21 protein-coding genes and 1 pseudogene are annotated in these 21,684 nt (G+C 59.8%); 11 read left to right on the top strand and 11 right to left on the bottom strand.

Going from position 1 to position 21,684, the window contains the following annotated elements; translation table 11 throughout:
- Positions 1–68: 68 nt before the first annotated feature.
- Positions 69–1,376, bottom strand: a complete 1,308-nt coding sequence (locus tag KW839_RS03630) for a CitMHS family transporter (RefSeq protein WP_060540315.1) — start codon at positions 1,374–1,376, stop codon at positions 69–71.
- A 300-nt stretch (positions 1,377–1,676) separates the two neighbouring features.
- Between KW839_RS03630 and KW839_RS03635 the strand changes: the two genes are divergently transcribed.
- Positions 1,677–2,078: a GFA family protein gene (locus tag KW839_RS03635; protein ID WP_060540313.1), complete on the top strand. Its 402-nt coding sequence runs from the start codon at positions 1,677–1,679 to the stop codon at positions 2,076–2,078.
- On the opposite strand, the gene KW839_RS03640 is transcribed toward KW839_RS03635, so the two are convergent.
- A complete protein-coding gene (locus KW839_RS03640; protein WP_060540311.1) occupies positions 2,079–2,405 on the bottom strand; it encodes a DOPA 4,5-dioxygenase family protein in 327 nt (108 codons plus the stop codon).
- 84 nt (positions 2,406–2,489) lie between these two features.
- Between KW839_RS03640 and KW839_RS03645 the strand changes: the two genes are divergently transcribed.
- A complete protein-coding gene (locus tag KW839_RS03645; RefSeq protein ID WP_218423449.1) occupies positions 2,490–3,155 on the top strand; it encodes an NAD(P)H-binding protein in 666 nt (221 codons plus the stop codon).
- A 7-nt stretch (positions 3,156–3,162) separates the two neighbouring features.
- Here the strand turns inward: KW839_RS03645 and KW839_RS03650 are convergent, their stop codons facing one another.
- Entirely contained in the window at positions 3,163–4,113 is a 951-nt protein-coding gene (locus KW839_RS03650) for a LysR family transcriptional regulator (RefSeq protein WP_218423450.1), read from the bottom strand.
- 114 nt (positions 4,114–4,227) lie between these two features.
- Here KW839_RS03650 and betC point away from each other — a divergent pair, with 114 nt between their 5' ends.
- From betC to KW839_RS03665, 3 genes are all read left to right on the top strand, one after another.
- Positions 4,228–5,742, top strand: coding sequence for a choline-sulfatase (betC, locus tag KW839_RS03655; RefSeq protein ID WP_218423451.1), 1,515 nt, complete (start codon positions 4,228–4,230; stop codon positions 5,740–5,742).
- Between the two features lie 16 nt (positions 5,743–5,758).
- Entirely contained in the window at positions 5,759–6,679 is a 921-nt protein-coding gene (choX, locus tag KW839_RS03660) for a choline ABC transporter substrate-binding protein (RefSeq protein WP_218423452.1), read from the top strand.
- An 813-nt stretch (positions 6,680–7,492) separates the two neighbouring features.
- Positions 7,493–9,061: a SulP family inorganic anion transporter gene (locus KW839_RS03665; RefSeq protein ID WP_218423453.1), complete on the top strand. Its 1,569-nt coding sequence runs from the start codon at positions 7,493–7,495 to the stop codon at positions 9,059–9,061.
- A 152-nt stretch (positions 9,062–9,213) separates the two neighbouring features.
- Here KW839_RS03665 and aroE read toward each other — a convergent pair whose 3' ends face one another.
- Positions 9,214–10,035 (bottom strand): shikimate dehydrogenase, encoded by an 822-nt coding sequence (gene aroE / locus KW839_RS03670; protein ID WP_060540303.1) that lies wholly within the window; start codon positions 10,033–10,035, stop codon positions 9,214–9,216.
- Between the two features lie 13 nt (positions 10,036–10,048).
- Positions 10,049–10,963, bottom strand: coding sequence for an oxygen-dependent coproporphyrinogen oxidase (gene hemF, locus KW839_RS03675; protein ID WP_218423454.1), 915 nt, complete (start codon positions 10,961–10,963; stop codon positions 10,049–10,051).
- Between the two features lie 177 nt (positions 10,964–11,140).
- Between hemF and KW839_RS03680 the strand changes: the two genes are divergently transcribed.
- Positions 11,141–12,118 (top strand): NADPH:quinone reductase, encoded by a 978-nt coding sequence (locus tag KW839_RS03680; protein WP_060540301.1) that lies wholly within the window; start codon positions 11,141–11,143, stop codon positions 12,116–12,118.
- Between the two features lie 97 nt (positions 12,119–12,215).
- Here KW839_RS03680 and KW839_RS03685 read toward each other — a convergent pair whose 3' ends face one another.
- The 3 genes and pseudogenes from KW839_RS03685 to KW839_RS03695 all read right to left on the bottom strand — a co-directional run.
- The gene (locus tag KW839_RS03685) at positions 12,216–12,773 is read right to left on the bottom strand and encodes an L-threonylcarbamoyladenylate synthase (protein ID WP_060540300.1); all 558 of its coding nucleotides are present in this window, start codon (positions 12,771–12,773) and stop codon (positions 12,216–12,218) included.
- 54 nt (positions 12,774–12,827) lie between these two features.
- Complete coding sequence (dprA, locus tag KW839_RS03690) at positions 12,828–13,934, bottom strand: DNA-processing protein DprA (RefSeq protein WP_060540299.1); 1,107 nt, start codon at positions 13,932–13,934, stop codon at positions 12,828–12,830.
- Positions 13,935–14,014: 80 nt separating this feature from the next.
- A pseudogene (locus tag KW839_RS03695) lies at positions 14,015–14,761 on the bottom strand (peptidoglycan-binding protein); the annotation flags it as partial.
- A 259-nt stretch (positions 14,762–15,020) separates the two neighbouring features.
- Here KW839_RS03695 and def point away from each other — a divergent pair.
- From def to KW839_RS03720, 5 genes are all read left to right on the top strand, one after another.
- Positions 15,021–15,527, top strand: coding sequence for a peptide deformylase (def, locus tag KW839_RS03700; protein ID WP_060540297.1), 507 nt, complete (start codon positions 15,021–15,023; stop codon positions 15,525–15,527).
- A 69-nt stretch (positions 15,528–15,596) separates the two neighbouring features.
- The gene (gene fmt / locus KW839_RS03705) at positions 15,597–16,556 is read left to right on the top strand and encodes a methionyl-tRNA formyltransferase (RefSeq protein WP_060540296.1); all 960 of its coding nucleotides are present in this window, start codon (positions 15,597–15,599) and stop codon (positions 16,554–16,556) included.
- The gene (rsmB, locus tag KW839_RS03710; RefSeq protein ID WP_218423456.1) at positions 16,553–17,863 is read left to right on the top strand and encodes a 16S rRNA (cytosine(967)-C(5))-methyltransferase RsmB; all 1,311 of its coding nucleotides are present in this window, start codon (positions 16,553–16,555) and stop codon (positions 17,861–17,863) included. The genes fmt and rsmB overlap by 4 nt, the downstream gene beginning before the upstream one ends.
- Positions 17,864–17,885: 22 nt before the next feature.
- Positions 17,886–19,262, top strand: a complete 1,377-nt coding sequence (gene trkA / locus KW839_RS03715) for a Trk system potassium transporter TrkA (protein ID WP_060540294.1) — start codon at positions 17,886–17,888, stop codon at positions 19,260–19,262.
- Positions 19,263–19,422: 160 nt separating this feature from the next.
- Complete coding sequence (locus tag KW839_RS03720) at positions 19,423–19,737, top strand: tetratricopeptide repeat protein (RefSeq protein ID WP_218423457.1); 315 nt, start codon at positions 19,423–19,425, stop codon at positions 19,735–19,737.
- On the opposite strand, the gene KW839_RS03725 is transcribed toward KW839_RS03720, so the two are convergent.
- The 3 genes from KW839_RS03725 to tag form a co-directional block, all read right to left on the bottom strand.
- Positions 19,738–19,977 carry a PilZ domain-containing protein gene (locus KW839_RS03725; protein WP_060540292.1) on the bottom strand — a complete coding sequence of 80 codons (240 nt, stop codon included), beginning with the start codon at positions 19,975–19,977 and terminating at the stop codon, positions 19,738–19,740.
- 159 nt (positions 19,978–20,136) lie between these two features.
- Positions 20,137–21,024, bottom strand: coding sequence for a lysophospholipid acyltransferase (locus KW839_RS03730; protein WP_060540291.1), 888 nt, complete (start codon positions 21,022–21,024; stop codon positions 20,137–20,139).
- A gap of 40 nt (positions 21,025–21,064) precedes the next feature.
- Complete coding sequence (gene tag, locus KW839_RS03735; RefSeq protein ID WP_218423458.1) at positions 21,065–21,622, bottom strand: DNA-3-methyladenine glycosylase I; 558 nt, start codon at positions 21,620–21,622, stop codon at positions 21,065–21,067.
- Positions 21,623–21,684: the final 62 nt, after the last annotated feature.

Raw genomic sequence — 21,684 nt, forward strand, 5'->3', positions numbered from 1 at the left:
GCGTTAAACCACGAAGGGCCCGGGCTTCAAACAACGAAGCCCTGGACCCGAAGTGGTGAGTCTTGGGCTTATAGAGTGCTGAACATCGGAAAAGTCCCCAGCACCAGTGCAGCAACCAGTATGCAGATACAAACCAATACAGCCCACTTCAGCGTGAAACGCTGATGATCACCGAAGTCGATACCGGCCAGAGCTACCAACAAGTAAGTCGATGGCACCAGCGGGCTCAACAAGTGGACGGGCTGACCTACGATCGAGGCACGTGCCATTTCCACCGCGGTTATACCGTAATGACTAGCGGCTTCGGCAAGTACCGGTAACACGCCGTAATAAAATGCATCGTTCGACATGAAAAACGTGAACGGCATGCTCACCAGCGCAGTAATCACCGCCAGATACGGGCCGAGGAAGTCCGGAATCACCGCCAGCAGGCTTTTTGACATGGCATCGACCATACCGGTGCCCGACAGGATACCGGTGAAAATACCTGCCGCGAAGATCAAACCGACCACCGCCAGCACGCTGCCGGCGTGGGCCGCGACGCGATCCTTCTGCATTTGCAGACAAGGGTAGTTGACGATCATCGCAATACTGAACGCCACCATGAACAGCACAGGCAACGGCAGCAGACCGGCAATCAGGGTGCACATCAGGCCCAGGGTCAGGGCACCGTTGAACCAGATCAGCTTGGGACGACGGGCATCCGGGAACTGCGAAACGCTGATTTCACTGTGGTCGATTTCATCGCCCACCAGGTGCAACTCACCCAGACGCGCACGCTCACGCTTGCCGTAGAAGTAGGCAATCAACAGGATCGCCACCACACCGGCCGCCATCGCCGGGATCATCGGCACAAAGATGTCGGACGGGTCGACGTGAAGCGCACTGGCGGCACGGGCGGTCGGGCCACCCCATGGGGTCATGTTCATCACGCCACCGGCAAGGATGATCAAGCCGGCCATGATCCGCGGGCTCATGCCGATACGGCTGTATAGCGGCAGCATGGCGGCCACGCAGATCATGTAGGTGGTCGCGCCGTCACCATCGAGGGAAACGACCAGCGCCAGGACGGCGGTGCCGACTGAAACCTTCAACGGGTCGCCCTTGACCAGTTTGAGGATCTTGCGCACGGCCGGGTCGAACAGGCCGGAGTCGATCATCAGGGCGAAGTACAAAATGGCAAACATCAGCATCACGCCGGTCGGCGCAAGCTTGGTGATGCCTTCGAGCATCATCGGGCCGATCTTCGGCGCAAAACCGCCGAACAGGGCGAAGACGATCGGAATGATGATCAGGGCGATCAGCGCGGACAGGCGCTTGGTCATGATCAGGAACATGAACGTGATGACCATGGCGAAGCCAAGGAAAGTCAGCATGGGAATACTCCAGGCATAGCGCGGCTAGTGAATGGGCGGATCGGGCGGGATCAGCGCAGAACGGGAAGCACGAAGCGTATGGGCGGAGTGACAGCGAAGCGGCGGGTAGGAGAGGGCATCAGAATCACCATTGTTGTTGTTAAATGGACCTGGCGAGCACTTGAACACTCGCATTGGCCAACCGGTCTTTTGCCGGTAGTGACGGCGATCCTAATCGGGGAAGCTTTCAGCCAGCTTTCGAGAATGAAAGCATTGAGCGGTTGTGCAACCGGTCGTCGGACGGGACACAGAGGAAATGTCATGAGTGAATTTCACAACGGCGGCTGCCACTGCGGGCAATTGCGTTACCAATTCAGCGGGCCGCTTCACGATATTGCCCACTGCCACTGCTCGATTTGCCGAAAGGTCAGCGGTGGCATTGTGACCACCTGGATCACCGTGCCCGCGTCAGCGTTTCGATGGCTGGCAGGAACGCCGGCGCGGTACGACTCCTCATCAACCTGCGCACGATATTTCTGCGGCCACTGTGGTGCACACCTGGCGCTGGTGACGCACCTGAGCCCGCAAACCATCGATGTGACCACTGCCACCCTCGATCATCCCGAACAGGCACCCGCCGAGCGTCACATCTGGACCAGCAGCCGTTTACCGTGGTTGCACCTGGACGAACAGCTGCCCGGCGAGGCCGAAGAAAGCATCTGATCAAAAATTAGACAGATCCAGCGGACGGATTGCGCCCATCCAGATCGCATGGTCGGTGTGGTCCAATAAATCGTTGCCCGTGTCCGGGTGCAGGAATACCACCAAGCCCTTGCGATTGAGCGCCAGCCACGGCAGCAGGTCGCCGATCAATTCAGGTCCGAAGGCCAGCTGGCAGCTCCAGTCCGGGTGCGGGCCGACCGGGCGCTCATGCACGCGACCCATTTTCAGTGGAAATAACTGTGCTGCGTGCTCACACAGGGCCCGCGCCTGATCGATGGTTGTGGCATCGAAATAGACGTGGGCGTGATAACCCTTGATCTGCTGCATTTGAATCCCTCTGAAAGCTGTTCGAACCCTCACCGTTTCCTGCGGGTCACACGCCATATAGACAGGAAAACAGAGAATCCAGCCATGAAAAATGCCGAAACCCCCGTCGTGAAAGTGGTGCTTTATGGTGCCATGAGTAGCCTGGGCAGTGCGCTGATGGCTGAAATGCTGCGGCGTCAGCATGAAGTGATCGCGATACTGGATGACCTTACGGCGCTCGCGCCGCGCCCGGGGTTGCGCACCAAGAGCGGCGACCTGTTTAAAGCCGAACGAGTCAAGCAAAGTGTGGCGGGCGGCTCGACCGTCATCTGTCTACTGGACGCACCAGGGCTGCCATTCAATAGCGAACAGGTGGAAAAAACCATCTTGCCTGGCCCGGTCGAACAGGTGCTGGCGGTGGATGCGCTGATCGAGGGCCTGCAAGGGGCAGGCATAAACCGCTTGTTTCTCGTGGGTGATTTTGACGTTCTGGACGAACCAGACATGGAAGACCGCCTGCATTTGCATGCCGCGGAAGAAATCCGCGAAGCGCTGCAAAGCAGTCCCTTGCACTGGACGATGGTGAATGCCCCAAGGGCGGTGGCGGGGCTCACCATCGAGCATTTCAGCCAGGTCAGCAGTAGTCTGGAACCCGGGCTGGGTGAGAGCCTGGAACGATTGACCCGAGTGGCAACCGGTATTGCCGATGAGATGCGGCTGAATTTGCATGTGGGTGAACATGTGAATTTCGTTGCTGCTTCAAACCCGTAAAAGATCTTCACACCGCAATCGAAGGCAACGCCAAGCCAGACAATGATTGCGCGCTGCTGGACTGCTCGGCCATCAACCAGTCGACAAATTGCTCAATCAACACCCCGCGTCGTTTGCGTTGGGGCAGTACCACGTAATAACCGAGCCGGGACATCACTGTTTCGGCGATCGGTCGACACAACAAACCCTGCGCCAGCAAGTTATCCACAAGGTGGCGCCAGCCGATGGCTACGCCCTGACCGCCAATCGCCGCCTGAATCAGTAAAGTGTAATTGTCGAAGCGCAACTGACCCGGCGCCGGAGGTGATGTAATCCCCAATTCACGGAATACACCGCTCCAGTCGAACCAGTTGCTACTGTTTTCGCCGCGCAGGTGCAGTAGCGGAAACTCCAGGAGAGCCTTGGCCGGTAAAGGCAGTGGGCGGTCGTTGAGCAACTGCGGGCTGCACACCGGGAACACTTCTTCGCTGAACAGCCAATGGCTTTCACCTTGTTTGAAACGCCCGTCACCGAACAGCACTGCCACGTCGATATCGGTACGCAGCATGTTGTGGCTGCGCTCACTGGTGACAAGGCTGACATCCACCTGCGGATTGGCCGCATGAAACCTGTGCAGACGCGGCATCAGCCAATAAGCGGCGAAGGCAAAATCCGTAGCGACTTGCAGCACCTCATGCTGCTGTTGCGCACTGATTGCGCCCAATCCTGCGTCGATATGCTGCAAACCGAGCTGAACTTGCTGAAAAAGCAGCGTTCCCGCCTCCGTCAGCTCGATGCCTCGATAAATACGGTCGAACAGTCGAACCGCCAGTTGCTCTTCTAAACGCTTGATTTGCTGGCTGATGGCCGGTTGTGTGGTGCCAAGCTCCACGGCAGCGGCGGTGAAGCTGCGCTGACGGGCTGCCGTTTCGAAGGTGCGGAGTAAATCCAGAGACAGGTCACCAAGAGACTCATACATAAGATGTGCTTATCCTAGTCATTGCCGCACGTGGGCTTTACCGCAGAGTTCATGGGTTACATCCTCGACCCAAGCACTCTCGCATAAATATCCACTATGGAATGCCGCGATCACATGAAGCGCAAGAACATTCTTTTCATCATGGCCGATCAAATGGCCGCGCCAATGTTGCCGTTCTACGGTCCTTCGCCAATCAAGATGCCCCATCTCAGCCGCCTCGCCGCACAAGGCGTGGTGTTCGACTCGGCTTATTGCAACAGTCCCCTGTGCGCGCCGTCGCGCTTTACCCTGGTCAGTGGTCAGTTGCCGAGCAAGATCGGCGCCTACGACAACGCTGCGGATTTCCCTGCCGATGTTCCGACTTACGCCCACTATCTGCGTCGCCTCGGCTACCGCACCGCACTCTCGGGCAAGATGCACTTCTGTGGCCCGGACCAGTTGCACGGCTACGAAGAACGCTTGACCAGCGATATTTACCCGGCCGACTACGGCTGGGCGGTGAACTGGGACGAGCCGGATGTGCGGCCAACCTGGTATCACAACATGTCGTCCGTACTGCAGGCCGGGCCGTGCGTGCGTACCAATCAACTGGATTTCGACGAAGAGGTAGTGTTCAAGGCCCAGCAGTATCTGTTCGACCACATCCGTGAGGATGGCGACCAGCCGTTTTGCCTGACCGTTTCGATGACTCACCCACACGATCCGTACACGATTCCCAAGCAATTCTGGAATCTGTATGACGATACCGACATCCCGCTGCCTGCAACGCCAGGTCAGCACGAACTCGATCCGCACTCCCAACGCTTGCTCAAGGTCTATGACCTGTGGGACAAGCCGCTGCCTGTGGATAAGATCCGTGACGCGCGTCGCGCCTATTTCGGAGCCTGCAGCTATATTGACAGCAACGTCGGCAAACTCCTGCAAACACTCGAGGATACGGGTCTCATCGATGACACCATCATCGTTTTCTCCGGCGATCATGGCGACATGCTGGGCGAGCGTGGCCTCTGGTACAAAATGCATTGGTATGAAATGGCGGCGCGGGTGCCGCTGATGATCAGCGCCCCGGGGCATTTCGGTGCCAGGCGGGTCAGCGCCAGCGTCTCCACCGCCGACCTGCTGCCGACCTTCGTTGAATTGGCCGGTGGCTCGCTGGAACCGGGGTTGCCGCTGGATGGCCGCTCGCTGGTTGCGCACCTGCATGGGATGGCCGGTCACGACGAGGTGTTCGGCGAATACATGGCCGAAGGTACCGTCGGCCCGCTGATGATGATTCGCCGCAGCGCTTATAAATTCATTTACAGCGAAGACGACCCCTGTCTGCTGTTCGATGTACACAATGACCCCCTCGAACTGGAAGATCTAAGCCATTCGCCGCAACATCGCCAGCTGTTCGACGATTTTATCGCCGAAGCGCGAGCCAAGTGGGATGTCCCGGCGATTCACCAACAGGTGCTCGCCAGCCAGCGGCGCCGGCGTTTCGTCGCCCAGGCCCTGACCTTCGGCAAGCTGAAGAGCTGGGATCACCAGCCGCTGGTGGATGCCAGTCAGCAGTACATGCGCAACCACATCGACCTTGATGATCTGGAACGCAAAGCACGTTATCCACAACCCTGCCAAAACCAATAATGTTAAGGGGAAGTCCATGCAAAGGTTATCCACAGTACTGACGGTCGGGCTCATGGCACTGGGAAGTGCATCGGCGTTTGCAGATCAGAGTTGCGAAACGGTAAGGATGGCCGACCCTGGCTGGAGCGACATCGCTGCGACCAACGCCATCACCGGTTTCCTGCTCGATGGCATGGGCTACAAGGCCAAGGTCGATACCCTCGCGGTGCCAATTACCTTTGGCGGGCTCAAGGATGGCCAGGTCGATGTTTTTCTGGGTAACTGGATGCCGGCGCAGCAAGGCTTCTACGACAAGTTCGTCGCCACCGGCGATGTCACGCAATTGGCTAAAAACCTCGACGGCACCGAGTTCACCCTCGCCGTCCCCGACTATGTGTGGGATGCGGGTGTGCATGATTTTGCCGACCTGAACAAATTCGCGGACAAGTTCGACCAAAAAATCTACGGCATCGGCTCCGGAGCACCGGCGAATATCTCCCTGCAAGAGATCATCAAGAAAAACGATTTCGACATGGGCCAGTGGAAACTGGTCGAGTCCAGCGAGCAGGCGATGCTGGCGGAAGTGTCTCGTGCAGTGAAGAAACAGAAATTCGTGACTTTCCTCGGCTGGACGCCGCACCCGATGAACGTGCAGCTGAAAATGCATTATCTCAAGGGCGGCGAGAAGTACTTCGGCGACACCGGCAGCGTGCATACCCTGACCCGCAAAGGTTATGCACAGGCCTGTCCGAACGTCGGCAAACTGCTTACGAACCTGAGCTTCACCCAGGAGATGGAGAACAGCATCATGGCCGAGGTGGCGAACAAGAAAGTCAGCAACGCCGATGCGGCCAGGGCGTGGATCAAGGCAAACCCGGCGGTGCTGGATAAGTGGCTCGATGGCGTGAAGACTGCGGATGGCAAGGATGCGTTGCCGGCGGTGAAGGCGAAGCTTTGATCGGGTGAATTTTGAGGAAAGTGGCGGACTTGAGATTTCCCCCCTCACCCCAGCCCTCTCCCCCCTCGGGGGGGCGAGGGGGGAAAGGGAGCCGATCTTCGTGTCCTTCAAATCCTGAGTTCCACGTGAGATTCCCGGGTGATGTAACTCCATGGAACTCCGTCAGTCCCCTCATCCCTGCCGGGAGAGGGTATGGACGCCGATCTTCACGGGCCTCAGTCCTGAGTTCAACTCGGTATTTCAGGTCGATGTAGCTAAATAGGCAACCCGGTCAGTCCCCCTCCCTGCCGGGAGAGGGTATGGACGCCGATCTTCACGGGCCTCAGTCCTGAGTTCAACTCGGTATTTCAGGTCGATGTAGCTAAATAGGCAACCCGGTCAGTCCCCCTCCCTGCCGGGAGAGAGTATGGACACCGATCTTCACGGGCCTCAGTCCTGAGTTCAACTCGGTATTTCAGGTCGATGTAGCTACATAGGCAACCCGGTCAGTCCCCATCCCTGCCGGGAGAGAGTATGGACGCCGATCTTCACGGGCCTCAGTCCTGAGTTCAACTCGGTATTGCAGGTCGAGGTAGCTACATAAGCAACCCGGTCAGTCCCCCTCCCTGCCGGGAGAGGGTATGGACGCCGATTTTCACGGGCCTCAGTCCTGAGTTCAACTCGGTATTTCAGGTCGATGTAGCTCCATAGTCTACTCGGTCAGTCCCCTCGCCCCTTTGGGGAGAGGGTTAGGGTGAGGGGGCGTTCCAACTGACACACCACTTCAAAACCTCACCCTGATACCCTTGCACAAAATCCCACCCGAGAGGATCCATGGCCCTTCCCAGTCGCCATTCACTGTTCCCCTTCCTCGCCTGGTTGCCCAAGCAAACCCGGGCAAGTGTCGGACGTGACCTGATTGTCGGCCTCAGTGGTGCGATTCTGGCGTTGCCGCAATCCATTGCCTACGCACTGATTGCCGGCCTGCCACCTGAATATGGCCTGTACGCGGCAATCATCCCGGTGCTGATTGCCTGCCTCTGGGGTTCGTCGTGGCATTTGATCTGCGGTCCCACGGCCGCCATCTCCATTGTCCTGTATGCCAGTGTCAGTCCACTGGCCGTCCCTGCCTCACAGGACTACGTCACCCTGATTCTGTTGCTGACCTTTCTCGCGGGAATTTTCCAATGGCTTTTGGGCCTGTTGCGCTTTGGCGCGCTGGTGAACTTCGTCTCGCATTCGGTGGTGCTCGGTTTTACCCTCGGCGCAGCAGTGGTGATCGCCATCGCCCAACTGCCGAATCTGCTGGGGCTGGATCTGCCGGGCGAAGCGACGGCGTTGGCCAGCCTGATGAGTTTGCTCCAGCATCTGGAGGCTGTGGATAAACCTTCGCTGGTACTGGGCTTGGCCACCGTACTGGTCGGTATGCTGCTCAAACAGCTGTTGCCACGCTGGCCGACGCTGCTCATGACCCTGGTACTGGGCGGCCTGTTGGTGTGGTTGTGGCCAGCGATGTTTGGTCACGTACAGTTGGTCAGTGCATTTGTCGGCCGGTTGCCGCCTATCAGCGCACTACCGCTGGATCTGGACCTTATTCTGCGGCTGCTGCCCAGTGCGGTGGCGGTGGGTATGCTCGGGCTGGTCACCAGCCTGTCGATTGCCCGCTCGATTTCCGCGCGCTCCCAGCAGATGCTCGACGCCAATCAGGAAGTCCGCGCTCAGGGTCTATCCAACATGGTAGGTGCGTTTTTTTCCGGTTCACTGTCCGCCGGCTCCTTCACCCGCTCGGGTCTTAGCTATGAGGCCGGCGCCTGTTCGCCTCTGGCGGGGGTTTTTTCGGCGATGTGGGTGGCGTTGTTCGCCATTTTCGCTGCGGGGCTGATCGCCCACATCCCGATCCCGGCCATGGCCGGCAGCATTCTCCTGATCGCCTGGGGGTTGATAGACCATCGCGGCGTTCGCGCATTGTGGCGAGTCAGCCACTCCGAGTTCGCAGTCATGGCGCTGACCTGCCTCGCCACGTTACTTCTGGAACTGCAGACTGCCATCTACGCCGGAGTGCTGGCCTCGTTGTTTTTCTATCTCAAACGTACTTCGCGCCCGCGGGTCCAGCATTGGCGGGACGGTGAGGAAGACATTCTGCGGGTCGGCGGCTCAATCTTCTTCGGCGCCAGCCACTACCTGCAAACGCGCCTGCAACGGATGCACGGCGTACGCGTGGTGATCGAAGCACAGCAGATCAACTTCATCGACTATTCCGGCGTTGAAATGCTGCACCAGGAAGCCCGGCGACTGCTGCGCCAGGATCGCAGCCTGACCTTGCGCCAGGCACGGCCGCAGGTGGTGGAAGAGTTGAGAAAGCTGGAAGGCGCGGAGAAATGCCCGATCCGGTTTGAGGATTGAAACACCACGGCATGACGAACGCATTAACTGTGGCGAGGGGGCTTGCCCCCGTTCGGCCGCGAAGCGGTCGTGGATTTTTTGGGGGACGGGGGCAAGCCCCCTCGCCACAGCAAGCCTTCTCGCCTCAGCAAGCTCCCTCGCCACAAAAAATACTACAGCGCCAGTTGGCGGCGAAGTTCGGCCAGCACTGGAGCCGTATCCGGCCGCACACCGCGCCACAGGAAAAACGCTTCCGCCGCCTGTTCAGCGAGCATGCCCAAGCCATCCATCGCCACCGCCGCGCCGTGTTCGCTGGCCCAGCGGCAGAACGAGGTCGGCTCCTTGCCATACATCATGTCGTAGCAAACCGTCTTGCCCGGTTCAATGAGGCTGCTGGCAATCGGCGGAACATCACCTGAGAGGCTCGCCGACGTCGCATTGATGATCAGGTCCACCGACTCCTGCAACCAGTCATACCCACTGGCCGATACGGGCCCCAGATCGCAGAACAATTCGGCCAACAGCTCGGCTTTTTCCACGGTACGGTTGGCGATGATCAGGGATGCCGGTTGCTCGGCCAACAAGGGCTCCAGCGCACCACGCACCGCACCACCGGCACCCAGCAGCAGGATGCGTTTACCCTTGAGGCTGAAACCGGCGTTGACCGTCAGGTCCCGCACCAGTCCGGCACCGTCGGTGTTGTCGCCCAGCAGGCTGCCATCCGCCAGCTTGCTCAACGTATTAACCGCACCGGCTCGCTGCGCCCGCGCCGTCAGGTTGTTCGCCAGCCGATAGGCTTCCTCTTTGAACGGCACCGTCACATTCGCGCCGCGACCTTCCAGGAAAAACGTCCGGGCACAGGTGGAAAAGTCGTCCAGGGGCGCCAGCAAAGTGCTGTAGTCCAGCTTCTGTGCCGTCTGCTCAGCGAACAGACGATGGATCAGCGGCGACTTGCTATGGCCAATCGGGTTGCCGAATACGACGTAACGGTCCATCAGGAATCCTCGTTCAGGCCTCGGCCAACCAATCGCGATCTTGCAGGAAGTACTCGGTCAGGCGCGCTTCTTCGCTGCCGGGCTCGGCTTTCCAGTCGTAACCCCAGCGCACCTGCGGCGGCAGGGACATCAGGATCGACTCGGTGCGCCCGCCCGATTGCAGGCCGAACAGCGTGCCACGGTCGTAGACCAGGTTGAATTCAACGTAGCGCCCACGACGGAATTCCTGGAACTCGCGTTGCTCGGCAGTAAAGGCATCGTCCTTGCGGCGCTGCACGATTGGCAGATACGCGTCGATGTAGGCATCGCCAATGGCGCGCATGAAGGCGAAGCTGGTGTCGAAATCCCACTCGTTCAAGTCGTCGAAAAACAACCCGCCGATGCCTCGTGGCTCGTGACGGTGCTTGATGTGGAAATAGCTGTCGCACCAGGCCTTGTAGCGCGGGTAAACCTCCGGTCCGAACGGTGCGCAGGCTTGCTCGGCGATGCGGTGCCAGTGCACGCAGTCAACGACGTTACCGTAGTAGGGGGTCAGGTCGAAGCCGCCGCCGAACCACCAGACCGGTTCCTCGCCTTCTTTTTCGGCGATGAAAAAGCGTACGTTGGCGTGGGAAGTCGGCACATGCGGGTTATGCGGATGGATCACCAGCGACACGCCCAGCGCTTCGAAGCCCCGGCCGGCCAGTTCCGGTCGGTGCGCGCTGGCGGACGGTGGCAGACCGCTGCCGAACACATGGGAAAAGTTGACGCCGCCCTTTTCAATCACCGTGCCGTTTTCGATCACCCGGGTACGCCCGCCACCGCCGGCAGGCCGGGTCCAGGCGTCTTCAACGAAGCGCGTACCGCCGTCTTCGGCTTCCAGGGCAGCACAGATACGGTCTTGCAGGTCGAGCAGGTAGGCTTTTACGGCCTCGGTGCGGGTCGTCATGTCATCACCTTGTATCGGGCAAAACTACGCGCTGCTCCATTGGAGCTCAGCCTGCGCAAATGGGCGCGTAGCATAACACTGCAGATGGACCTGCCACAGTTGACGAAGATCAAGCTTGGGAGTTCGATAGGGCGCTTCGCGCTACAACTCAAGTAGCTGAGTCCCAAGGAGAGTGAGATGGCAAAGCGTATTCAGTTCCGCGCCCATGGCGGCCCCGAAGTGCTCGAATATGTCGATTACCAGCCCGCCGAACCCGGCCCGCAGCAGGTCCGCGTGAGCAACAAGGCCATCGGCCTGAACTTCATTGATACCTATTACCGCAGCGGCCTCTATCCGCCGCCGTCCCTGCCATCGGGCGTTGGTTCCGAAGGGGCGGGGGTGGTCGAGGCGGTGGGCAGTGAAGTGAGCCGTTTCAAGGTTGGTGATCGCGTGGCCTATGGCAGTGGCCCGCTGGGCGCGTACAGCGAGGTTCACGTGTTGCCCGAAGCCAATCTGGTGCACCTGCCGGACGCCATCAGCTTCGAACAGGCGGCTGGCGTGATGCTCAAGGGCCTGACCGTGCAGTACCTGCTGCGTCAGACCTATGAACTCAAGGGTGGCGAAACCATTCTGTTCCACGCCGCGGCCGGTGGCGTCGGTTCGCTGGCGTGCCAATGGGCCAAGGCCCTGGGTGTGAAGTTGATCGGCACGGTGAGCTCGGCAGAGAAAGCCGCACTGGCAAAAGCCAATGGCGCCTGGGCAACCATCGACTACAGCCATGAAAACGTCGCACAACGCGTGCTGGAGTTGACTGACGGCCAAAAGGTCCCGGTAGTTTACGACGGCGTCGGCAAAGACACCTGGCTGACCTCCCTCGACAGCGTTGCGCCGCGTGGTCTGGTGGTGAGCTTCGGTAATGCATCCGGGGCGGTAGACGGGGTCAACCTGGGAATTCTGGCGGGGAAGGGTTCGCTGTACGTGACACGGCCGACCCTGGCGACCTATGCCAACAACGCCGAGAACCTGCAGCGGATGGCCGACGAACTGTTCGAGATGATTATCAGCGGCAAGCTGCACGTGGACATCAGCCAGCGTTATCCACTGGCTGATGCGGCAAAGGCGCAGACCGAGTTGTCAGCGCGGCGTACTACTGGTTCGGTGGTGTTGTTGCCTTAACCTGTGGCGAGGGGGCTCGCCCCCGTTCGGGTGCGCAGCACCCGCCCTCAACTGGGGCCTGCTCCGTAGTCCAACGGGGGCAAGCCCCCTCGCCACATCAATCCGGGCGCACAACCTGCCCTGTCGCCAGATCGCGGATCACGCTGGGATTCTTGCGCCCGCCCAGATTGCCGCCGAGTACCAGATCAACCTGGCCACGGAAATACTGCTCCACGCGAATCCGCGTGCGTGCTGCCGGACGGCCCTGTGGGTTGGCCGACGTTGACACCAGCGGCCCAACCAGCGCACACAACTCCCTCACTTGCGGGTGATCACTGACTCGCAACGCCACCGTTTCGTGCACCCCGGTAATCCATTCCGGCAGCATATTCTGATGCGGCACCAGCCAGGTATTGGGACCGGGCCAGGTACTGGCCATGCGGTCCATCCACAATTCGGGGAAATCCTCGAACAGGAAGTCGAACTGGCGGATGTTGTCGGCAACCAGAATCAGCCCTTTATCCACAGACCGGCCCTTGATCAGCAGCAGACGATCCACTGCTTCTTCGTCCCACGGGTCGCAACCCAGCCCCCAGACTGCTTCGGTTGGGTAGGCAATCACCGCTCCGGCACGAATTGCTTGCGCGGCTTGTTGCACACGCCAACTGTTGACCATGAAAAACTCTCCAGAATAAGGCTCTGTGCAGTTTACCGATCTTGTTTATAAAACCTAGCTCACCCGTGCAAACCAGCGTCCACTTTCACAGACCGCACGGCCGTCCATTTCCAGCTCAGTCAATGCCACCAGCACTTTGGGCAGGGTCCAGCCGCTCGCTCCGGCCAACGCTTCACTGGTGTGCGGTGCGGCAAGCAGCAACTGCAAAAGTGGATGAGTGGTCGCTACCACGCTCGATTCCGTGGGGAAGGGCAGTTGTTGCCAGCCGCGCAAGGCTTCAAGGATATGTTCGATGGTTTCCACCAGGGCTGCGCCGTCGCGGATCAACTGATGACAACCGCGCGCTCCGGGATGATGGATCGATCCGGGAATCGCGAATACCTCGCGGCCTTGCTCCGCCGCCAGCCTCGCGGTGATCAACGATCCGCTGGCAACACTGGCCTCGACCACCAGCACGCCGAGGGACATGCCGCTGATGATCCGGTTGCGTCGGGGAAAGTTTGCGGCGCTGGGAGCTGCATCCAGCGGAAACTCCGAAACTACCGCGCTGCCGGACGCGATCATGGCGTCCGCCAACCTTCGATTGCGCTGTGGATAAAACTTTTCAAGACCGGTACCAAGTACCCCGACCGTTTGCCCGCCAACATCCAGAGCGGCCTGGTGGGCGGCAGCATCAATGCCCAGGGCCAGACCGCTGGTAATGACAAAACCGGCACCGGCCAGACTGCGGGAAAACGCAGCAGCGGTGTCCATGCCGGGTCGAGAGGCCCGACGGCTGCCGACCATCGCCAGTTGCGGTTTTTCCAGAATTTCCGGATTGCCCGCAACGAACAATAACGGCGGTGCATCGCTGATTTGAGCGAGCAACGCCGGGTAATCAGGTTGGTCCCACATCAGTAAATGCTGGTTCGGACGCTCCAGCCAGGCCAATGCGTAGTTGGCACCGTCACGTACTTCAGCTGTGCGTCTGGCCTGCGCACAGGCCAGTGGCAACCCCAGCGCTCGCCAGGCACTGGCCGGTGCGCTGATGGCTTTGGACGCAGAGCCGAAGGCCTCGAGCAATTTCCTGAAACGTGCCGGACCTAGCTCCGGCAAACGATGCAAGCGCAAACGAGCTTCAAGTTCCGCAGGCGAAACGGGTATGGCAGCAGACGGCGGCATGGATCATCCTTGATCGTTGTGAGGGCTCAGTCAGAGCGGAACAAGCTGTGGATAACTCTGTTGGTAACTTGTGAAGCCAGCTAAGGATTTCGCACCTTGTCCATCACCGCCAACGACCGTGATGCGTTCAGTACCAGCCCGTAGCTGAGCTTGTCGTAGGTGCGAAAAACCATCAGCAGTCCCGCACGCTCATCAGGAATTTTCAGGGGTTGGCCGCTGATCCGGTCGCGTACGGTTTCACCGGTTTTCATTACCGCCAACACATTGCCGGCAACCAGACCGTCACGTTGCCCCTTGTTCAGCGTGACCACGTCCAGCGCACCAACCTGCGTAACACCCCGCGGCACATCGATGATCAGGCCATTGACCTCGGTACCGGGCGCGCTGGGTATGAACGTCGAGTTGATCGAGCGCTCTTCGCTGCGAAACAAACGGTCGCCCAGGCGCACTTCCTGTGTCGTGCGTTGCAACAGCAGCGTGCCGACTTCGCCTTCAGTGGCCACCACTTCGCCGCCGCCAATGTCATCGGCGTTGATCCCCAAAAATTCCTTGCTCTGCGGATCGGTGTAGACCTTGCCCTGGCGAAAGACGTCATATCGATGATTGGCCGGATCGAATTTGCCCCGGGCGAAAACCCGGTCACCGGTGCCGGCCAGCACACGCTCGGCATCGCCGGCAACTATATAAGGTGCCTTATCGAAATCCTCGGCCTTGTCGACGATATGGTTGTTCAGTAAAAAACTGTTGATCGATTTCAGCGCAATGCCGGGAATGGCCTCGGTCATCGGGCTGCTGCGCACCTGTGGCGACAGCTTGATGGTGCCTTGGGGCGCAGGAGAACTTCCCCCGATTTGCACCTGCCCGAACGCCAAACCGGCCGGGACCAGAAGCAGCAGGGCGAGTAGTGATTTCCTCATGCGGTGAATCCCTTTATTATGTGCGTTCGCGTGAAACGCCAGAGCCCTCGGCGGCTCGCTCCCGGCTTGCTAATGGAAAGAAGGGAGCTACGTTTTACATAGGTAGCCTGCATCTTCGGACCGCCAGGCCATCGATCCGACCTACTTCACACGTGCATCAATCAAGCTTATGGCCATTTTAGACATCCTCGAATTCCCCGACTCGCGCCTGCGCACTATCGCCAAACCTGTGGCCGTAGTGGACGACGAAGTGCGTCAGTTGGTCGACGATATGTTTGAAACAATGTATGAAGCGCCAGGCATCGGCCTCGCCGCTACCCAGGTCAACGTGCACAAACGTATCGTCGTGATGGACCTCTCCGAAGACCGCACCGAACCGCGAGTGTTCATCAACCCCGAGTTCGAACCCCTGACTGACGAAATGGAGCAATACCAGGAAGGCTGCCTTTCGGTACCGGGCTTCTATGAAAACGTCGATCGCCCGCAAAGGGTCAAGGTCAAGGCTCTGGACCGTGACGGCAAGCCTTACGAGCTGATCGCCGATGGCCTGCTCGCAGTGTGCATCCAGCACGAATGCGACCACCTCAACGGCAAATTGTTCGTCGATTACCTGTCAACGCTCAAACGCGACCGCATCAAGAAGAAGCTGGAAAAACAGCATCGCCAAAACGCTTGATGCCCTCCTTCAAAGGCTTGCTGCGGCAAGCCTTTTTCTTTTCAAGATGCTTTGCAATCGAGAGTTTCCATGACTGAGCCACTGCGCATCGTCTTTGCCGGCACCCCGGAATTCGCCGCCGAACACCTCAAGGCCCTGCTCGCCAGCCCTTACGAGATCGTCGCGGTCTACACCCAACCGGATCGTCCGGCCGGTCGTGGGCAAAAACTGATGCCGAGCCCGGTCAAGCAACTGGCGCTGGAAAACAACATCCCCGTGCTGCAACCGCCAACGTTGCGCAACGAAGAGGCGCAGGCCGAACTGGCCGCCTTGAAGCCGGATTTGATGGTAGTGGTCGCCTACGGCCTGATCCTGCCGCAAGTGGTGCTGGATATTCCGCGTCTGGGTTGCATCAACAGCCATGCTTCGTTGCTGCCACGCTGGCGCGGTGCCGCGCCGATCCAGCGCGCCGTGCAAGCGGGTGACGCCGAAAGTGGCGTGACCGTGATGCGCATGGAAGCCGGTCTCGACACCGGGCCGATGCTGCTCAAAGTCACCACGCCGATCGGCGCCGACGACACTGGCGGCAGCTTGCACGATCGGTTGGCCGAAATGGGCCCACCGGCCGTGGTTCAGGCAATTGCCGGACTCGCCGCCGGTACCCTGGAAGGCGAAGTGCAGGACGATAGCCTGGCCACCTACGCGCACAAACTGAACAAAGACGAAGCGCGCATCGACTGGACCCGTCCGGCAGTTGAACTTGAGCGCCTGGTTCGCGCCTTCAATCCATGGCCGATCACCCACAGCACGCTGAACGGCGAAGCGCTGAAAGTGCTGGCGGCGAATCTCGCTGAAGGCAAAGGCGCGCCGGGTGAAGTCCTCGGCGCCAGCAAGGAAGGCCTAATTGTCGCTTGCGGCGAGCACGCCCTATGTCTGACCCGCCTGCAATTGCCGGGCGGCAAGGCGCTGAATTTCAGCGACCTGTTCAACAGCCGTCGTGAGAAATTCGCCATCGGCACTGTCCTCGGTCAAGCGGCGGAGGCTCAATGAACCCGCGTCTGGCCGCCGCCAAGGCACTCGCCGCTGTTCTGAGCGGTAAAGCCTCGCTCAACAGTTCGCTGCCGACGCAACTGGACAAGGTCGAAGACCGTGATCGCGGCTTCACCCAGGACCTGGCGTTCGGAACCGCACGCTGGCAGCCGCGCTTGTCGGCGCTGGCGGCCAAACTGCTGCAGAAGCCATTCAAGGCCGCTGACGCCGATGTCGAAGCGTTGTTGCTGGTCGGCCTCTATCAATTGCTCTACACCCGCGTGCCGGCCCATGCCGCCATTGGCGAAACGGTCGGCTGTGCCGACAAGCTGAAAAAGCCTTGGGCCAAGGCCTTGCTCAACGCCGTACTGCGCCGCGCCCAACGGGAAAGCGAGACGCTGCTGGCCGAGCTGGAACACGACCCGGTGGTGCGCACTGCTCATCCGCGCTGGCTGCAAAAATCCCTCAAGGCGTTCTGGCCCCAGCAGTGGGAAGCCATTTGCGCGGCAAACAACGCGCACCCGCCAATGATTCTGCGGGTCAACCGAAGACATCACACCCGCGATGCTTATCTTGGGTTGCTCAGTGCAGCGGGCATTGCCGCGACAGCGTGCGTTTACAGTCGAGACGGCATCATCCTCGAAGCAGCTACCGACGTGCGCAGCCTCCCGGGTTTCGCCGAAGGCTGGATCAGCGTGCAGGACGAAGCCGCGCAACTGGCCGCCGATCTGCTGGATCTGACGCCGGGTCAACGGGTGCTTGACGCCTGCTGCGCGCCGGGCGGCAAAACCTGCCACATCCTTGAAGCACAACCGGCGCTGGCCGGTGTGGTGGCGGTCGACCTGGAAGCCAAGCGCCTGGTGCGGGTGCGGGAAAACCTCGAACGCCTCAAACTCAGCGCTGAACTGATCGCTGCCGACGGTCGCGACACTCAGGCCTGGTGGGACGGCAAGCCGTTCCAGCGCATACTGCTGGACGCTCCGTGTTCCGCTACCGGGGTGATTCGTCGTCATCCGGACATCAAGCTGACCCGTCAACCTGACGACATCGCTGCGCTGGCTGTGCTGCAGGGCGAACTGCTCGACGCCATGTGGATAACTCTGGAAGTGGGCGGCATTCTGCTTTACGCCACCTGCTCCACGCTGCCGACCGAGAACACCGAAGTCATCGAAGCCTTTCTCGACCGCACGCCGGGCGCCCGTGAGCTGGACCTCGCGACAGCGGCCGGGATCAAGCAGCCCCATGGACGTCAGTTGCTGGCCCAGGAAGGCGGGCATGACGGGTTCTACTACGCCAAGCTGATCAAGATCGCCGCCGCGCGCGGTTAAATGGATTCAATGGAGTGACTGGATGAAAATCATCATCCTCGGAGCGGGACAGGTCGGCGGTTCGCTGGCGGAACACCTTGCAAGCGAAGCCAATGACATCACCGTGGTCGATACCGATGGCGAACGCCTGCGCGACCTCGGTGACCGCCTGGACATCCGCACGGTGCAGGGTCGCGGTTCGTTTCCGACCGTGTTGCGCCAGGCCGGGGCCGACGACGCCGACATGCTGGTGGCCGTGACCAACAGTGATGAAACCAATATGGTCGCCTGCCAGGTCGCCCACACCTTGTTCCACACGCCAACCAAGATCGCCCGGGTTCGCGAAGCCGCGTACCTGACCCGCGAAGAGCAGCTGTTCCAGAACGAAGCGATTCCGGTGGACGTACTGATCAGTCCGGAGCAAGTGGTCACCAACTACATCAAGCGCCTGATCCAGCATCCCGGCGCCTTGCAGGTGATCGACTTTGCCGAAGGCAAGGCGCAACTGGTAGCAGTGCGGGCCTACTACGGCGGTCCGCTGGTGGGCCAGCAACTGCGACAGTTGCGTGAGCACATGCCGAATGTCGAAACCCGCGTCGCTGCGATTTTCCGTCGCGACCGGCCGATCCTGCCCCAGGGCGATACGGTGATCGAAGCGGACGATGAGGTGTTTTTCATCGCCGCCAAAGCCAACATTCGCGCGGTGATGAGCGAAATGCGCCGTCTCGACGAAACCTACAAGCGCATCGTCATTGCCGGTGGTGGGCAGATCGGCGAACGCTTGGCCGAGGCGATCGAAAGCCGTTACCAGGTGAAGATCATCGAGATGAACCCGGCCCGCTGCCGCCATCTCTCCGATACCCTGGACAGCACCGTGGTGTTGCAGGGCAGTGCCTCCGACCGCGATCTGTTGATGGAGGAAAACATCGCCGATGCAGACCTCTTCCTGGCCCTGACCAACGATGACGAAGCCAACATCATGTCATCGCTGCTGGCCAAGCGCCTGGGCGCAAAGAAGGTAATGACCATCATCAACAACCCGGCCTACGTGGATCTGATTCAGGGCGGCGACATCGACATCGCCATCAGCCCGCAATTGGCGACTATCGGTACCTTGCTGGCCCACGTGCGTCGTGGTGATATCGTGAGCGTGCACTCACTGCGCCGGGGCGCTGCCGAAGCCATCGAGGCCATTGCCCACGGTGATGCGAAATCGAGCAAGGTGATCGGCAAGGCCATCGAAAATATAGGTTTGCCGCCGGGTACTACGATTGGCGCCATTATTCGCGACGAAGAGGTCATTATCGCGCACGATGATACCGTGATCGCAGCGGGGGACCATGTGATCCTGTTCCTTGTGGATAAAAAGCATATTCGCGATGTGGAGAAGCTGTTCCACGTAGGGCTGAGCTTCTTCTGATCCGGGTTTTTTGCTGCCAGCAAGGGCCTCTTCGCGAGCAAGCCCGCTCCCACATTCGATCTTTGGTGAACAAAAAACCAATGTGGGAGCGGGCTTGCTCGCGAAGGCGGCCTCACTAATCCGGATGAACGCCTGACACCCCTAAGATAAGGAATCCACCATGCTCGAATCCCTGGAAAAAATGCTCGCCAAGGGTGTGGATAACTCGCTGCTGCGCTTCGGCCTGGGCAAGGGTTATCTGGATCTGGGGGAGAACGCCAAGGCGGTGGAGCATTTCCAGCGCTGTGTAGAAATCGATCCGAAGTATTCGGCGGCCTGGAAATTACTCGGCAAGGCCTATCTGGCGCTGGCCGACCATGGGGCTGCACGGCAGGCCTGGGAACAAGGCCTGGAAGCTGCTCGCGCCCATGGCGACAAACAGGCCGAAAAGGAAATGACGGTGTTCCTGAAAAAGCTCGATCGTCAGGCGCACTGATCAGAGGTAGCGCAAGCCAATGCCTTCGGCATCCACCAACACCACTTCCATGCGCACTCGCGGGGCGCCTGTGGGTAAGTCCTGCACCTGACCGTACACCACCGCACCCCGGGGTAGCGCCGACAGTTTCGGATGCTTGACGTAGACGCCGGTGGTCGACAGGTTGCGCGTCTGGCCCAGACAGTCGCCGACGCTGTCATGGCTGATCTTGATGCGGAATGACTTGCGGTGTTCGGACATCTTCTGCGCCCTTTAGAACAGGTTGAGGATACGTGTAGGAGCGAGCATGCTCGCGATGCATGCAAAGGCGCCGCGTTCAACCTGGCAGCCCACATCATCGTTAACGTCCAACTCGAGCAAGCTCGGTCCTACAGGTTATCCACAGAACGTGCCAAAGCTTTAGTACCAGCGCGCTTCGCCGGGCGGACGCTTTTTGAAACGCTTCATGCTCCACATGTACTGGCTCGGGTAGGCACCGACATAACGCTCGATCACTTTAGACATGGCCGCACATGACTCCGCCGTATCGGTGCTGTACATGGCCTCTGGTGCGGCTTCAAGAATCACTTTGTAGCCCGAACCGTCCGGCAGCCGCAGGGCATGCAGGAACACGCCAACGGCTTTGCCGCCGGCCAGCATGTTCGGCACGAACTTGCTGGTCAGTGCCTGAGTGGCGAAGAACGGTACGAAGATCCCGGCGGATTCGGACGGTTCCGGGTCAGCGGGAATGCCCACTGCACCACCTTTGCGCACTTCCTTGATGACGCTGAGGATGCCTTCCTTGGTGGACGCCGCGACTTTGTTACCCAACTGTACCCGCTGCTTTTGCAGCAATTCATCCACCGCCTTCAGCTTTGGCGGACGGTAGAAAATGATCGGTTTGCATTGGCTGCAATAGAAGTGATTGAGCACCTCCCAATTGCCCAGGTGGCTGGTGATGCCAACCACGCCTTTACCGGAGGCGAGGGCGTCTTTCAAGATGTCGAGGCCTTCGACCTCGCGCACCAGATCGATGGAGCGCTGGGCCGGCCAGATCCAGGCACAGGCACTTTCGGTCAGGGACTTGCCGATGTCTTTCAGGCTTTGCCCGACCAGACGCTCACGCTCGCCAGGGTCCATGTCCGGAAAGCATTTGGACAGATTGATCCGCACCACGTCGCGGGAGCGGTTCGGGGTTTTCCACATGACCCAGCCAATCGCCGAGCCCGCGGCCTGCACGGCCCACCACGGAAGCAGGGCAAACAGCCGCAGAGCGCCTACCAGCAAGGCGCCTTTAAACTTATCCACAGGTCACTCCTGATCTTGTGCTGTGTGCGAGGCGGTCATTCTACCCGGCGTTCACCAGCAGCGAGTAGCGGTCGCAATCCTGAGTGTGGTCCATGACCATGCCCGAGGCCTGCATAAAGGCGTAGCAAATGGTCGGCCCGACGAAGGTAAAACCGGCCTTTTTCAGACCTTTGCTCATCTCCACCGCTTTTGGCGTAATGGCCGGCACTTCGCTGCGGTCCTTGAAATGATTGATCACAGGCGTGCCGCCGACGAATGACCAGAGAAACGCCACCGGATCTTCCAGCGCCAGCCAGGCTTGGGCATTACGCCGGGCCGCGTTGAGCTTGAGACGGTTGCGAATAATGCCTGGATCGAGCATCAATTGATTGATTTCGGCATCGCTCATCTGCGCCACGCGCTGGACATCAAACCCAAACATCACCTGACGATAATGCTCGCGTTTGCGCAGCACAGTGATCCAGGAAAGCCCGGCCTGGAACCCTTCGAGCAAAAGCAACTCGAACAAACCCTGCGCATCGCGTAGCGGCGTGCCCCACTCCTTATCGTGATAAGCCATGTACAGCGGATCTTCGGAACACCAAAAGCAGCGTGGCATAAGGCTCCAGGGGGCGTGCGCAGCAATGAATCGGGTATACTCCCGCTCTTTAAATCGCAGCC

The sequence above is a fragment of the Pseudomonas sp. PDM31 genome, from assembly GCF_019218965.1.
In the GTDB taxonomy this organism is placed as follows: domain Bacteria; phylum Pseudomonadota; class Gammaproteobacteria; order Pseudomonadales; family Pseudomonadaceae; genus Aquipseudomonas.